We start from the raw sequence: 14,110 nt of genomic DNA on the forward strand, positions 1-14,110 counted from the left end.
AAGAAATTGATATGCCCGTAACCGGGCTGAGCAGTACAAAAACAATAAAAGTAGCTGTGTAACCCACCTGGGTAGCAGTAAGGGTGTCATGGACGCACCCCTGAAACTATGGAGCTATGCTTCGTAATCAGATGCTCGGTAATTCAATTGCCGATGTAGTTCACGTATGCGCTTGATTCGCCATAGAATATCTGATAGGCTATTTGGAAACTGGAGCGCCGGGCACGGAGGCACCGGTGGAAATGAACACCTGGCTGCTGCACAGGAGCTGCGCCATGGCAACGCGAACTTTACTGCATCGATTAAGAGTAACGGTGCCATGATCCGGGAACTTTCTGCTCCGATGCTGTTTGACTATATGGCTATTGTCATGGATAAGCAGGCACTGGCGCCTTGCACAAACATAACCGTGACTTTAGCCGAGAGAGGACGTCACTGACATTTACTTTTTTTTCTACCTATGTTATAGTATACGAGAATAAAACTCGCTTTTTCTGCTAAAAAGTAAGAAGCTGAGAGATAAAATACGTTCCTGCGTATTTCTAAGGAGGAAATAGAAACTATGAAATTAGGTATCGTAGGTCTGCCGAACGTCGGCAAGAGTACCCTGTTTAACTCTCTGACCAAGGCTGGTGCAGAGTCTGCTAACTATCCGTTCTGTACCATCGACCCGAACGTGGGTGTGGTTGCGGTTCCGGATAACCGTTTAAAATTATTGGGAGACCTGTACCATTCCAAAAAGGTAACCCCGGCTGTGATCGAGTTCGTTGATATCGCAGGTCTGGTAAAGGGTGCTTCCAAGGGTGAGGGCCTTGGAAACCAGTTCCTTGCCAATATCCGTGAGGTCGATGCGATCGTTCACGTGGTACGCTGCTTTGAGGATCCGAACGTCATCCATGTAGAGGGCAGTGTAGATCCGATCCGTGATATCGAGACCATCAACCTGGAGCTGATCTTCTCCGATATCGAGATCCTGGAGCGCCGTATCGCAAAGACTTCCAAGTCTGCATTCAACGACAAGTCCCTGGCAAAAGAGGTAGAGATCTTAAAAGAGTTAAAGGCAGTCCTGGAAGATGGAAAGATGGCTTCCAGCTACGAGAATGACGACGAAGATGTTATGGCTTTCGTAAATTCCCTGAACCTGTTAACCTGCAAGCCGGTTATCTTTGCTGCAAACGTTGGCGAGGAGGATCTGGCAGACGACGGCGCTTCCAATCCGCATGTTGCTGCAGTCCGTGAGTATGCTGCAGAGAACAACTGCGAGGTATTTGTAATCTGTGCCCAGATCGAGCAGGAGATCGCAGAGCTGGATGATGACGAGAAACAGGAATACTTAGATGCACTTGGTCTTGCAGAGTCTGGTCTGGATAAGCTGATCGCTGCAAGCTACCGCCTGCTTGGCTGATCAGTTACCTGACCTCCGGTGAGGATGAGACCCGTGCATGGACTATCAAGGTTGGCACCAAGGCTCCGCAGGCAGCCGGAAAGATCCATTCTGACTTTGAGCGTGGCTTCATCCGTGCAGAGGTCGTAAATTACCAGGATCTGTTAGATTGCGGTACTTACGCAAAGGCAAAAGAAAAAGGCCTGGTTGGCCTGGAAGGAAAAGATTACGTTGTCAAAGATGGCGATGTGATCCTGTTCCGTTTCAACGTATAAGAACAAAAAGCATGAAAAAGTTTGTGCAAATGCAAGAACTGTAATGTTAAAAAAGAGAAACCGCTGCAGGGTATCTGCGATGGTTTCTCTTTTTTTATGTCATGGAAATTGTGGCTTATGAAAATCGTTTTACGGAATGCGCGTTATCACGGGAAAAAGACAAACAAAAAAGCCCCGGTTCCTCACACCCAGGAACCGAAGCTTTTTTGATTATTTATAATATTCCAGTCTTATGATTAAGCCATACCGTTAACAGCTTTAGAGAGGCGGGAAACCTTTCTGGAAGCGGTGTTCTTGTGGTATACACCCTTGGTGCAAGCCTTATCGATCTCGGAAGTTGCAGCAAGTAATGCGGTCTGAGCAGCAGCCTTATCACCAGCGGTTACAGCAGCCTCTACCTTCTTGCAAGCAGTTTTCACTTTAGAACGGATTGCTTTGTTTCTAGCAGCCTTGGTCTCGTTTACTAAGATTCTCTTTTTAGCAGATTTAATGTTAGCCAATCTGGGCACCTCCAATTAACAAAAATTTTATTCATAGTCTTTGGTTTGCATCAAAGTCTGGACACGGACAGTTCAATGTAAACATACTATTGCATTCTACCTAATCCGGCTCAAAATGTCAATACATAAATTGCTTAATTTTGCGAAAAATATAAGGATAGCAGCGGAAAAGAAATGATAAGGAATGCAAAAAATGAGAAAAGAAATAAGAAAAGAAATAAGGGAAAAAATAAAGAAAGAGATGAAGCAGGAAAATAGGACAGAATTTGAGGTCCGCACGGATCTTGCAGTGGAAGAACAGGAGCGTTTTCCGGGTGATGGAGGGGAAATCTCAGGTGTTTCGCTGAGAAAGTGGAGGGAGAGCCATTCGGATATCCGGATGACAGAGGTGAAGATCCTGGATGAGCGGGGAGCCAGGGCAATGGGAAAGCCGGTGGGAACTTATCTGACACTGGAGGCAGATGCGCTGGCTAAAAAGGACGAGGGATACCACGAAGAAATTTCGGAGAAGCTGGCCGGGTATTTTTGCGAGCTGATCCAAAAGCTCACCGGGAAAAAGGAACGGGAGGCGGGAATTTTGGCAGTGGGACTGGGAAATTACCATGTGACGCCGGATGCGCTGGGACCGAGAGTGATCAGCCATCTGCAGATGACAAGACATCTGAAGGAAGAGTATGGCGCGATCTTTTGCAAAGAGCACCAGCTTCCGGTACTGAGCGGCATCGTGCCTGGGGTTATGGCCCAGACCGGCATGGAAACAGCGGAAATCTTAAAAGGGATTGTCCGGGAAGCGAAGCCGGATCTTCTGATCGTGATAGATGCGTTGGCGGCCCGCAGCATCCGGCGACTGGGAACGACGATCCAGCTCACCGATACCGGAATCCATCCGGGATCAGGTGTGGGAAACCACCGGCACAGCCTGACGAAGGAAAGCCTGGGCGTACCGGTTCTGGCGGTTGGCGTTCCGACTGTGGTGAGTGCGGCGGCAATCGTCTATGATACGGTAGATGTCATGACAGAGACCTTAAAAAAGAACAGTGGAACAAAAGAAACCGGACGATATATGGAGAGCCTGGTGCCGGAGGAGCAGTATCTGCTGATTCGGGAGCTTCTGGCACCGGAATTTGGAAATCTGTATGTGACACCTCCGGATATCGATGAACGGATTGAAAATCTGAGCTATACAATATCAGAAAGTATTCATAAGGCATTATTTTCACACAAAATATAAAAACAAGAAATGTGGGAGCCCTTGTCATGCCGCGGATTCTATGTTATATTGATATTTGTGGCATTTTGCCGATTTGCAAGAAAAAGGCTGTTGTATGCCGGATGCAGACATCAGCAGGAAAGAGTATTTTATGTTACAGTATCTGATCGTATGCCCGCTGGTTTTTCTGGCGGGATTTGTTGACTCCATAGCAGGCGGAGGCGGACTGATCTCCCTTCCGGCTTATATCATTGCCGGGGTTCCGGCCCACTTTGCCCTTGGTACCAATAAAATGTCTTCTACGCTGGGGACAAGCGTTTCGACCTGGAGGTACTTAAAAAACGGCTATCTGAAAGAAAAACGGCTGATCATAACCACGGCTTGTGCCTGCCTCATGTCGCTTACGGGCTCCTACATCGGCTCCAGCCTGTCACTTCTGGTGAGTGACACTGTGATCAAACACATGATGATGGTGGTCCTGCCGGTCGTTGCCTTTTATGTTTTACGGAATAAAAACATGGGAGCAGAAGAGACGGTCCAGAAGCTTCCGGCCAGACATGTGCTTTTGATCTGTGTGCTGGCGGCACTGGTCATTGGCATGTATGATGGCTTTTACGGGCCGGGGACCGGAACCTTTCTGCTTCTGGTTCTGACTGGTGCGGCACATCTGAATGTGCGCGAGGCATCTGCCATGACGAAGGTGCTGAATCTGTCATCCAATGTTATGGCGCTGGCCAATTTTTTACTGAACGGAACCGTTTATTATGGGCTGGGACTGGCAGCAGCAGTGTTCTGCATTGCCGGTCATTACATAGGCTCCGGGCTTGTGGTAAGCAACGGACAGAAAATCGTCCGGCCGCTGATCCTTGTGGTGCTGGTTATTTTGTTTGTGAAAATCCTGCTGGGGATTTAAAAAGAAGAAAAAGGAGAGGACCTCATGAAGTGGACCAAATTTACGTTAAAGACGACAACCGAAGCCGTTGACCTCATCAGCAGCATGCTGGATGAGATCGGCATTGAGGGTATTGAAATCGAGGATAATGTTCCGTTATCCGATGCAGACACCAAAGGCATGTTCATCGATATTCTTCCAGAGCTTCCGCCGGACGATGGTACTGCAAAGGTGAGCTTTTATGTAGAGGACTTAAGCAATCTGGAAAACATCATTCACCAGGTCAATGCCGGGCTGGACGAGATCGCTGAGTTTGTCAACGTCGGCGAGCGTACCTTAAGTGTTTCTGAGACTGAGGATAAGGACTGGATCAACAACTGGAAACAGTATTTCAAACCGTTTACTGTAGACGACATCCTCATCAAACCAACCTGGGAGACGATTCCGGAGGAGCATAAGGATAAGCTTCTGATCCAGATCGATCCGGGTACTGCATTCGGAACCGGTATGCATGAGACGACACAGCTGTGCATCCGCCAGCTGCGCAAGTACGTAACTCCGGAAACTGATGTGATCGATGTGGGAACCGGCAGCGGTATCCTTGGCATTGCGGCATTGAAGCTTGGTGCAAGAAGTGTATTTGGTACGGATCTGGACGAGAATGCGATCGTGGCAGTGGGCGAGAATCTGGAGTCCAACGACATTCCGGCAGACCGCTTCCATGTGGTACAGGGAAATATCATCGATGACAAAGCCATTCAGGACCAGGCTGGCTATGAGTGCTATGACATTGCCGTTGCAAATATCCTGGCTCCGGTCATCATCATGCTGCAGGGGGAAATCTGCAAGCACATCAAACACGGCGGCATGTTCATCACCTCCGGTATCATCAACACCAAGGAACAGGATGTCAAAGACGCGATGAATGCAAATCCGGAGCTTGAAATCGTGGAAACTACCTACCAGGGTGACTGGGTATCCATCACCGCCCGCAGAAAATAAGGAGCAGGAATCGTGTATCATTTTTTTGTAACACCGGCGCAGATCATGGATGGCTATGCCGTGATTACCGGTCAGGATGTCAATCATATCCGCAATGTCCTCCGCATGAAAACCGGAGAGCAGGTCGGAATCCGGGACGGGATTTCCCGCAGCTATATCTGTGAGCTGGAAACCATTGGCGAAGCGGAGATACGTGCAAAAATCCTCACGGAAGATACGAATATGAGCGAGCTTCCGGCAGAGCTTTATCTGTTCCAGGGACTGCCAAAGAGCGACAAGATGGAGCTCATTATCCAGAAGGCAGTGGAACTGGGCGTGCATGAGGTCATTCCGGTGGCAACCCGCCGTGCAGTCGTGAAGCTGGACCGGAAAAAAGAAGAGTCCAAATTAAAGCGCTGGAATGCGATCGCAGAGAGCGCAGCCAAGCAGTCAGGCCGCATGATGATCCCGCAGGTTCACGGCGTGCTGACCATGAAAGAGGCCTTTGCCTATGCCAAAGGGTTCGATGTCAATCTGATCCCGTATGAGCTGGCAGAGGGCATGAAGGAAACCAAAGCCATTCTGGAGCAGGTAAAGCCCGGCATGCGTGTGGGCATTTTTATCGGCCCGGAAGGCGGCTTTGATGTAGAAGAAGTAGAAATGGCCATGGAAGAGGGGATTCACCCCATTACATTGGGGCGGAGAATCCTGCGCACGGAGACTGCAGGCATGACAATGCTTTCTATTTTAATGTTCCAGCTGGAGCAGTAACGGGCAGTAAGAAGCAGCAGGGGCCATGCAGCCGAACCGGGTCTAAGAACATGGAAACGCTGCAATTTGCAACAAATACAGGAGAAATGCAATGGAAGCATATTTTGATAATTCAGCTACCACAAAGGTTCTCGACAGTGTGAAGGACATTGTGGTAAAAACAATGACAGAGGATTACGCAAACCCGGCGGCAAAGCACCGCAAGGGCATGGAGGCAGAGCAGTATATCCGCGATGCCAGAAAGATCATTGCCGATACCATGAAGGTACAGGAAAAGGAAATCCTGTTTACCTCCGGCGGCTCTGAGTCCAACAATATGGCGCTGATCGGTACTGCCTGGGCCAACCAGAGAGCCGGGAAACACATCATCAGCACCTCGATCGAGCACCCGTCCGTGTACAATCCGCTCGGGGTTTTAGAGGAGCTTGGCTTTGAGGTGACCATTCTTCCGGTGGATCATGACGGGCACATCAGCCTGAAAGAACTGGAGGAGGCCATCCGCCCGGATACCATCCTGGTTTCCACCATGTATGTGAACAATGAGGTGGGCGCTGTGGAGCCGGTTGAGGAAATCTCAAAGATCATCAAGGCAAAAAATCCGTCTACGCTCTACCATGTCGATGCGATTCAGGCTTACGGAAAATATGTGATCCGCCCGAAAAAACAGGGCATTGACCTGTTATCGGTCAGCAGCCATAAGATTCACGGACCGAAGGGTGTCGGATTTTTGTATATCCGAAACGGTGTAAAGATCAAACCGCTGATCTATGGCGGCGGCCAGCAGGCCGGTATGCGTTCCGGCACGGAAAATGTTCCAGGCGTGGCAGGCTTTGGCGCTGCAGCAAAGGAAATGTACACCGATCATGCGGCAAAGGTTGCGAAGCTGATCGAACTGAAAGATTACATGACAGACCGGCTGGGTGAGATCGAGGGAACGGTAATCAACAGCAAAAAGGGTGAGGCGAGTGCACCACAGATCGTCAGCGTCAGCTTTGCAGGCGTGCGCAGCGAGGTACTTCTGCATGCGCTGGAGGATAAGGGCATTTACGTTTCTTCCGGTTCTGCCTGCTCTTCCAATCATCCGGGCATCAGTGGAACCTTAAAGGGCATTGGTGTGGCACAGAAGCTTCTGGATTCCACGATCCGCATGAGCTTTGGCATGTTTAACACGAAAGAAGAAATTGATTATACAATTGATACATTAAAGGAACTGGTTCCGGTGCTTCGCCGTTACCAGAGAGGATAAGAAAGGAAAAAAGGAGAATTATGGTATACCAGTCATTTTTGATTAAGTACGCAGAGATCGGTACCAAGGGAAAAAACCGTTACCTCTTTGAAGATGCGCTGATCAAGCAGATCAAGAACGCACTCAAAAAGGTAGAAGGTTCTTTCATCGCATCGAAGGAATCTGGCCGTATTTATGTACAGGCGCTTAGCGAGTACGATTACGATGAGGTGATCGACGCATTAAAGAAGGTATTCGGCATTGCCTGGATCTGTCCGATGCTTCAGATCGAGGAAAAGGATTACGAGAATTTAAAGAAGGTTGTTGTCGATTACATCGACCAGGTTTATCCGGATAAGCATTTTACCTTTAAGGTAGATTCCAGACGTGCCGATAAGAACTATCCGGTGCGCTCCGAGCAGATGAACTGTGACCTTGGCGAGGTGATCTTAAATGCGTTCCCGGAGACTTCCGTAGATGTGCATCACCCGGATGTGCTGCTCCATGTGGAGATCCGCAAGCTGGTAAACATTTACTCCCTGATGATCCCGGGACCGGGCGGTATGCCGGTTGGAACCAACGGAAAGGCAACCCTGCTCTTATCCGGCGGTATTGATAGCCCGGTAGCAGGCTACATGATCGCAAAGCGCGGCGTGAAGATCGATGCGGTTTACTTCCATGCTCCGCCATATACCAGTGACCGTGCAAAGCAGAAGGTGGTTGATCTGGCAAAGCTGGTAGCACGCTATTCCGGACCGATCCCGCTGCATGTTGTAAACTTTACCGACATCCAGCTCTACATTTACGAGCAGTGCCCGCATGAGGAGCTGACCATCATCATGCGCCGCTACATGATGAAGATCGCAGAAGAGATCGCGAAAAAGAGCGATTCCCTGGCACTCATAACCGGCGAGAGCATCGGGCAGGTGGCATCCCAGACCGTACAGTCCCTGGCTGCGACCAATGAGGTCTGCACCATGCCGGTATTCCGCCCGCTGATCGGTTTTGACAAGCAGGAGATCATCGACATTTCCGAGAAGATTGGAACCTTTGAGACCTCCATTCAGCCGTTCGAGGACTGCTGCACCATTTTTGTGGCAAAGCATCCGGTAACCAAACCGAACTTAAACATCATCCATAAGTCTGAGACAAAGCTGGAAGAGAAGATCGACCAGATGGTTCAGACGGCACTGGAGACAGAAGAAGTCATCTGGTGTGACTAAAGGTTGAAACATAAACCCGGAATGCTTGCTTTCGCAGGGTTCCGGGTAAAAAATAAGGATACTCCAAACGGAGTATCCTTATTAAAAATCACGTAAGCGATGATTATTTGATGATGTATGGGGACAGGGTCTCTAAGATCTCGTCGATACCAGCCTCAGCGTGGATGTTTAAATCGATCGGCTTGGAAAGATCCAGGCTGAAGATACCCATGATGGATTTTGCATCGATGACGTATCTGCCGGATACCAGATCGAAGTCAACATCGAACTTGGTTAAGTCGTTTACGAAGGACTTTACTTTATCAATAGAATTTAAAGAAATACGAACTGTTTTCATGTGAGAAACCTCCTTAAATGGTTACCTTTTTAATCTTGGCGTATGGATAAAAATTCGCTCGCCTTATGATAAATTTTACAAAGATATTTAGGGAAAGTCAATAGGGAGTTTTCAAGAAAACAGGTTAAATGTTTGTTAGGAATTTTGGTTCTGAAACAACTGTAGCTTGTTAGAAAAACAACAGAGAATAAGGAGAAAAAATATGAGAACGGCAGCATTGCACAATCTGGGCTGCAAGGTGAATTCTTATGAAACCGAAGCAATGCAGCAGCTTCTGGAAGAAGCCGGATACGAGATTGTGCCATTCCATGAAAAAGCCGATGTTTACATCATCAATACCTGTTCCGTGACCAATATCGCGGACCGCAAGTCCAGACAGATGCTGCACCGGGCTAAAAAGCAGAATCCGGATGCCGTGGTGGTTGCAGCAGGCTGCTATGTACAGGCAGCGGCTGAAGAATTAAAGGCTGACCTGGCGGTCGATGTCATCATCGGAAATAATAAAAAGCAGGACCTGGTCCCGATCCTGGAAGAATATTTTCAGGACCACACGGACAGTGACCATGTCATTGAAATTGGCCAGACACAGGAGTACGAACGTCTTTCCATCCATAAGATCGCGGACCATACCCGCGCCTTTTTAAAGGTACAGGACGGCTGCAACCAATTTTGCAGCTACTGCATCATTCCGTACACCCGTGGCCGGGTTCGCAGCCGCAGGCCGGAGGAGGTCGTGGCTGAGGTAAGGGAGTTAGCGGCAGCAGGTTATCAGGAAGTGGTTCTGACCGGAATCCATTTAAGCTCTTATGGAGTAGATTTTGAAGAGGAGCATAAGGAAACATTGCTGAGTCTGATCCGCCAGGTACATGAGGTAGAGGGGATCAAACGCATCCGTCTCGGCTCTTTGGAGCCGCGGATCATCACAGAGGAGTTCGCAAAGGCGCTGGCCGGCATGCCGAAATTCTGCCCGCATTTCCACCTGTCCTTACAGAGCGGCTGCGACGAGACCTTAAAACGGATGAACCGCCATTATACTACAGAGGAATATGCAGAGGGCTGCGCGATCCTGCGCCGTTTCTTCGATAATCCGGCTGTCACGACCGACGTGATCGTGGGCTTCCCGGGAGAAACCGAGGAAGAATTTGCGGTAACAAAAGCCTTTTTAGAGCAGACCGGCTTCTATGAGATGCACATTTTCAAATATTCCAGACGAGCAGGAACCCGCGCGGACCGCATGCCGGACCAGATTCCGGAGCAGGTGAAAACTGCCAGAAGTGAGATTTTATTAAAACTTGAAAAGCAGATGTCAAAAGCATACCGGGAAAGCTTTCTTGGAAAGAAAAAGACGGTACTTCTCGAGGAAAAAACTGAGATCGATGGTGTGGAATATATGATCGGCCATACCATGGAATATGTAAAAGCTGTGGTGCCTTATGCAGAAAACCTGAAGAATAAAATGGCGGAAGGAGTCCTTGTCAGGGCGATGAACGATGAAGTTCTGCTGCTGGATACGCATGCGTGAACAGCAACAACTCGAATAGCAGCGAAGCCTTGCGCTTGACGAATCCTGGAAAGTAGTATAGAATAGAGAAGAATAGTTAAAGGACGTGAACAATATGGGCGAAATTCATAACACACAGTTTTTTAAAGCAGTACAGGAGAACAAAATGGATGTCAGCCAGGTTTTGGAGCAGGTGTACGTGGCGCTGACGGAAAAGGGTTATAATCCGGTAAACCAGATCGTAGGCTATATTATGTCCGGGGATCCAACCTATATCACCAGCCATAAAGGTGCCAGAAGTCTGATCATGAAAGTAGAGCGTGATGAGATTCTGGAAGAGCTGATGTCTGTTTATATCGACGCGAAGTTGAAATAAAGAAGACGTGTGCCTGATATAATGAGTGAAAGTGAGTCAGAAAACTGGTTGCAGGTTTTTGACGAACGGCGAAATTATGGAGTGATGATATCACGAAATGATGAACGAAAGATGATTGCCAGCCATATCCGTCCGGAGAGGCTGGCAGTTTTGTGTTGCCATGCAGCCGGAAAAGCTGCCGCTGGCCGGTTTGGCTGATTTAGAATGCGAAACACCGGCAAAATCCTGTTATTGGGCACGCATGCGGGAACAGCAACGTATATAGAAATGAATAAGGAAAAATTTTATGAGACTTTTAGGACTGGACTATGGATCCAAAACAGTAGGGGTAGCAGTCTGCGATCCGTTGGGCATAACCGCCCAGGGTGTGGAGACGATTACCCGGAAAGAAGAAAATAAGCTGCGTAAGACCCTTGCCCGGATTGAAGCCCTTGTGGCGGAATATCAGGTTGAAACGATCGTTTTGGGATATCCTAAGAATATGGATGATTCTATTGGGGAACGTGCAAAGAAAACAGAAGAATTTCGCGATATGCTTGTGCGCAGGACTGGCCTTCCGGTTGTCTTGTGGGACGAGCGTCTGACAACTATTGAAGCAAATGAGATTCTGATCGAAAGCGGAGTGCGCAGAGAAGACCGGAAAAAGGTGATCGACAAGATTGCGGCCACTTTGATCCTGCAGTCGTATCTGGGCTCCCTGAAGTAAAAAAACGTGGTAACTGTGAAGGTACTGAACAGTTACAAAATGTGATTGTTTGTGCAACACGTGAATAGTGACAAAAAACAGGAGAGAACGTGATGGAAGAGAAAATTACCCTGCAGACCGATACTGGGGAAAGTGTGGATTTTTATGTTCTGGAGGAAACCCGGATCAATGGAATGAATTACCTTCTTGTGACAGATTCCGACGATGAAGAGGATGGCGAGTGCTATATCTTAAAGGATGTTTCCAAGGCAGAGGATAGCGATGCGGTATACGAGTTTGTAGAGAACGATGATGAGATGGACTATCTCTTCAAAATTTTTACCGAATTAATGGAAGATATGGAAGTAGAGCTTCAGAAATAACGCTTCAGGGAATCAATCTTCAAAAAGCAGATTTTCAAGAAGTGGATCTTCAAAGTAAGCTTTTATGGAAAATAAATTGGAGGAAAATAGAAAGCATGGAAAATCAGAACAATCAGAATGACAAACCGGCAGACGGATATTCCCAGGCACCACAGCAGGAAGAAAAGTCTGTACTGGCGGAGCTGGCTGAGTTTGTTTCCAGAAAGAAAGAAGCAGCGGTACAGAGCGTGAAAAGTGCACCGGTGCAGGAAACAATCCAGGAAGCAGGAGCTGCTGTAGAGAAAATGCAGCCGGAAAACCAGGAACAGAATGCAACTGGAGCGTCAGATGCAGCCGTGGCTGGTGCGCCGGAAGAAGCTGGTGCTGAGAAAACGGAACGTCCGGCAAGAAATAACCGCAGCAGGGGACCAAGAAGACCGAGAAGCGCGGCTAAGGCTCCGAAAAAGGAAGAAGGAGCAGAAGTTTCCGAAGAGGGCAAACAGCAGGAAGAAAGAAAGCCAAGAACCCAGAAAGCTGTACGGAACACAGCAGCCAGAGGAGAAAAAACGGCAAGAGGTGAGCGCACAGCCCGCACAGAGAAAGCAGATAAGGCAGCAGGTGCAGAGAAGCAGGTAAGAACGGAGAAGCTGCAAGAGCAGAGCGCCCGGCAAGAAGCGAAAAGCCGGTAAGGGCACCAAAAGCAAAGAATGTCCTGGCAGATACTGCTTCCAAGCCGAAGGTACGCATTATCCCGCTTGGCGGTCTGGAGCAGATCGGTATGAATATTACCGCATTCGAGTATGAAGACACCATCGTGGTTGTCGACTGTGGTCTTGCATTCCCGACCGATGATATGCTGGGAATCGATCTGGTCATCCCGGATGTGACTTATCTGGAACGTAACATCGATAAAGTCAAAGGTTTTGTGATCACCCACGGACATGAGGACCATATTGGTGCACTTCCGTATATCTTACAGAAGATTAATGTTCCGGTATACGGTACCAAGCTGACCATTGCACTGATCGAGAATAAATTAAAAGAGCACAACCTGATGAAGAGCACCAAGCGCAAGGTGGTAAAACATGGCCAGTCCGTGAACTTAGGCTGCTTCCGCGTGGAGTTCATCAAGACGAACCACAGCATTGCGGATTCCGCAGCACTTGCACTGTTTACCCCGGCCGGCATCATCGTGCACACCGGAGACTTTAAGGTAGATTACACTCCGGTGTTTGGTGATGCATTTGACCTGGCACGTTTTGCAGAGCTGGGAAGAAAAGGCGTTCTGGCACTCTTAAGCGATAGCACAAACGCGATCCGCAAGGGCTTCACCGCTTCTGAGCGTACCGTAGGCAAGACTTTCGATGCAATCTTCGCAGAGCATAAGAATAACCGTATCATCGTGGCAACCTTCGCATCCAACGTAGACCGTGTGCAGCAGATCATCTTCACTGCAGAAAAATACGGACGTAAGGTTGTTGTAGAGGGCCGGAGCATGGTCAATGTCATTGGCACAGCGAATGAGCTGGGCTACATCAACATTTCCGATGGCACCCTCATCGAGATCGACCAGTTAAAGAATTATCCGGACGAGCAGACCGTTCTGATCACCACAGGAAGCCAGGGCGAGTCCATGGCGGCCTTGTCCCGTATGGCATCCGGTCTGCACCGTAAGGTATCCATTAAGCCAAACGATGTCGTGATCATGAGCTCTACCCCGATCCCGGGCAACGAAAAGCAGGTAGCGAAGGTCATCAACGAGCTGGCTATGCGTGGTGTTGAAGTCATCACCGAAGATACCCACGTATCCGGCCATGCATGCCAGGAGGAGATCAAGCTCATCTACTCCCTGCTGCATCCGAAGTATGCACTTCCGGTACACGGAGAGTACCGTCACTTAATGGCAAACCAGTCTATCGCGACTGCAGTGGGTGTGCCGAAGGAAAATGTTCTGATCATGTCTTCCGGCGATGTTGTGGAGATCTGCGAGGATTCCTGCAAAGTGGTAGACCATGTCCAGCATGGCGGTATCCTGGTAGACGGCCTTGGTGTCGGCGATGTAGGAAACATCGTCCTGCGTGACCGTCAGAACCTGGCACAGAACGGTATCATCATCGTAGTCCTGACTCTGGAACGTTATAGCAACCAGCTTCTTGCAGGACCGGATATCGTATCCCGCGGTTTCGTCTATGTGAGAGAGTCTGAGGACCTCATGGACGAGGCAAAGCGTGTGGTAGATGACGCGGTAGCAGACTGCCTGAGCCGTCATGTGACCGACTGGGGCAAGTTAAAGAATATAATCCGTGACAGCTTGAGTGACTTTATGTGGAAACGTATGAAGCGGAATCCGATGATTCTGCCGATCATTATGGAGGTTGAATAGGCTAA

Annotated in this window: 15 protein-coding genes and 1 pseudogene; 14 read left to right on the plus strand and 2 right to left on the minus strand. The window is 48.8% G+C overall.

Annotation, left to right across the window (positions count from 1 at the left end; translation table 11 throughout):
- The first annotated feature begins 166 nt into the window (after positions 1-166).
- Positions 167-439 (plus strand): hypothetical protein, encoded by a 273-nt coding sequence (locus DXA97_RS16505; protein WP_118721149.1) that lies wholly within the window; start codon positions 167-169, stop codon positions 437-439.
- Between the two features lie 123 nt (positions 440-562).
- Positions 563-1,659: pseudogene (gene ychF, locus DXA97_RS16510) on the plus strand (redox-regulated ATPase YchF).
- Positions 1,660-1,895: 236 nt separating this feature from the next.
- On the opposite strand, the gene rpsT reads toward ychF, so the two are convergent.
- On the minus strand, positions 1,896-2,159 hold the full coding sequence (rpsT, locus tag DXA97_RS16520) for a 30S ribosomal protein S20 (protein ID WP_118721151.1): 264 nt from the start codon (positions 2,157-2,159) through the stop codon (positions 1,896-1,898).
- Positions 2,160-2,400: 241 nt separating this feature from the next.
- Between rpsT and gpr the strand changes: the two genes are divergently transcribed.
- The 6 genes from gpr (at position 2,401) to thiI (ending at position 8,461) form a co-directional block, all read left to right on the plus strand.
- Positions 2,401-3,390 (plus strand): GPR endopeptidase, encoded by a 990-nt coding sequence (gpr, locus tag DXA97_RS16525; protein ID WP_118721169.1) that lies wholly within the window; start codon positions 2,401-2,403, stop codon positions 3,388-3,390.
- Between the two features lie 130 nt (positions 3,391-3,520).
- Positions 3,521-4,282 carry a TSUP family transporter gene (locus DXA97_RS16530; RefSeq protein WP_118721170.1) on the plus strand — a complete coding sequence of 254 codons (762 nt, stop codon included), beginning with the start codon at positions 3,521-3,523 and terminating at the stop codon, positions 4,280-4,282.
- Positions 4,283-4,306: 24 nt separating this feature from the next.
- Entirely contained in the window at positions 4,307-5,263 is a 957-nt protein-coding gene (prmA, locus tag DXA97_RS16535) for a 50S ribosomal protein L11 methyltransferase (RefSeq protein ID WP_118721152.1), read from the plus strand.
- A gap of 12 nt (positions 5,264-5,275) precedes the next feature.
- Entirely contained in the window at positions 5,276-6,013 is a 738-nt protein-coding gene (locus tag DXA97_RS16540; protein ID WP_118721153.1) for a 16S rRNA (uracil(1498)-N(3))-methyltransferase, read from the plus strand.
- Positions 6,014-6,104: 91 nt separating this feature from the next.
- The gene (locus DXA97_RS16545) at positions 6,105-7,259 is read left to right on the plus strand and encodes a cysteine desulfurase family protein (RefSeq protein WP_118706775.1); all 1,155 of its coding nucleotides are present in this window, start codon (positions 6,105-6,107) and stop codon (positions 7,257-7,259) included.
- 20 nt (positions 7,260-7,279) lie between these two features.
- Entirely contained in the window at positions 7,280-8,461 is a 1,182-nt protein-coding gene (thiI, locus tag DXA97_RS16550; protein ID WP_118543578.1) for a tRNA uracil 4-sulfurtransferase ThiI, read from the plus strand.
- A 103-nt stretch (positions 8,462-8,564) separates the two neighbouring features.
- Here thiI and DXA97_RS16555 read toward each other — a convergent pair whose 3' ends face one another.
- Positions 8,565-8,798 (minus strand): HPr family phosphocarrier protein, encoded by a 234-nt coding sequence (locus tag DXA97_RS16555; protein ID WP_118534028.1) that lies wholly within the window; start codon positions 8,796-8,798, stop codon positions 8,565-8,567.
- Positions 8,799-9,000: 202 nt separating this feature from the next.
- On the opposite strand from DXA97_RS16555, the gene mtaB reads away from it, so the two are divergent.
- From mtaB to DXA97_RS16585, 6 genes are all read left to right on the plus strand, one after another.
- Complete coding sequence (gene mtaB / locus DXA97_RS16560; protein ID WP_118721154.1) at positions 9,001-10,320, plus strand: tRNA (N(6)-L-threonylcarbamoyladenosine(37)-C(2))-methylthiotransferase MtaB; 1,320 nt, start codon at positions 9,001-9,003, stop codon at positions 10,318-10,320.
- Between the two features lie 94 nt (positions 10,321-10,414).
- A complete protein-coding gene (locus tag DXA97_RS16565) occupies positions 10,415-10,675 on the plus strand; it encodes an IreB family regulatory phosphoprotein (RefSeq protein ID WP_118543576.1) in 261 nt (86 codons plus the stop codon).
- Positions 10,676-10,961: 286 nt separating this feature from the next.
- Positions 10,962-11,381 carry a Holliday junction resolvase RuvX gene (gene ruvX / locus DXA97_RS16570; RefSeq protein WP_118721155.1) on the plus strand — a complete coding sequence of 140 codons (420 nt, stop codon included), beginning with the start codon at positions 10,962-10,964 and terminating at the stop codon, positions 11,379-11,381.
- A gap of 92 nt (positions 11,382-11,473) precedes the next feature.
- Positions 11,474-11,743, plus strand: a complete 270-nt coding sequence (locus DXA97_RS16575) for a DUF1292 domain-containing protein (RefSeq protein WP_118721156.1) — start codon at positions 11,474-11,476, stop codon at positions 11,741-11,743.
- Between the two features lie 95 nt (positions 11,744-11,838).
- Positions 11,839-12,411 (plus strand): hypothetical protein, encoded by a 573-nt coding sequence (locus tag DXA97_RS16580; protein ID WP_118721157.1) that lies wholly within the window; start codon positions 11,839-11,841, stop codon positions 12,409-12,411.
- 23 nt (positions 12,412-12,434) lie between these two features.
- A complete protein-coding gene (locus tag DXA97_RS16585; protein WP_243032269.1) occupies positions 12,435-14,105 on the plus strand; it encodes a ribonuclease J in 1,671 nt (556 codons plus the stop codon).
- Positions 14,106-14,110 lie beyond the last annotated feature (5 nt).

The organism is Clostridium sp. OF09-36 (genome assembly GCF_003481985.1).
GTDB lineage: Bacteria > Bacillota > Clostridia > Lachnospirales > Lachnospiraceae > Brotaphodocola.

Excerpts from the sequence above, each read along its gene's own strand:
- ruvX (WP_118721155.1), top strand. The coding sequence starts at position 10,962 with ATGAGACTTTTAGGACTGGACTATGGATCCAAAACAGTAGGGGTAGCA.
- DXA97_RS16580 (WP_118721157.1), top strand. The coding sequence starts at position 11,839 with ATGGAAAATCAGAACAATCAGAATGACAAACCGGCAGACGGATATTCC.
- prmA (WP_118721152.1), top strand. The coding sequence starts at position 4,307 with ATGAAGTGGACCAAATTTACGTTAAAGACGACAACCGAAGCCGTTGAC.
- DXA97_RS16545 (WP_118706775.1), top strand. The coding sequence starts at position 6,105 with ATGGAAGCATATTTTGATAATTCAGCTACCACAAAGGTTCTCGACAGT.
- DXA97_RS16565 (WP_118543576.1), top strand. The coding sequence starts at position 10,415 with ATGGGCGAAATTCATAACACACAGTTTTTTAAAGCAGTACAGGAGAAC.
- DXA97_RS16555 (WP_118534028.1), bottom strand. The coding sequence starts at position 8,798 with ATGAAAACAGTTCGTATTTCTTTAAATTCTATTGATAAAGTAAAGTCC.
- DXA97_RS16575 (WP_118721156.1), top strand. The coding sequence starts at position 11,474 with ATGGAAGAGAAAATTACCCTGCAGACCGATACTGGGGAAAGTGTGGAT.
- thiI (WP_118543578.1), top strand. The coding sequence starts at position 7,280 with ATGGTATACCAGTCATTTTTGATTAAGTACGCAGAGATCGGTACCAAG.
- DXA97_RS16505 (WP_118721149.1), top strand. The coding sequence starts at position 167 with ATGCGCTTGATTCGCCATAGAATATCTGATAGGCTATTTGGAAACTGG.
- mtaB (WP_118721154.1), top strand. The coding sequence starts at position 9,001 with ATGAGAACGGCAGCATTGCACAATCTGGGCTGCAAGGTGAATTCTTAT.
- gpr (WP_118721169.1), top strand. The coding sequence starts at position 2,401 with ATGAAGCAGGAAAATAGGACAGAATTTGAGGTCCGCACGGATCTTGCA.
- DXA97_RS16530 (WP_118721170.1), top strand. The coding sequence starts at position 3,521 with ATGTTACAGTATCTGATCGTATGCCCGCTGGTTTTTCTGGCGGGATTT.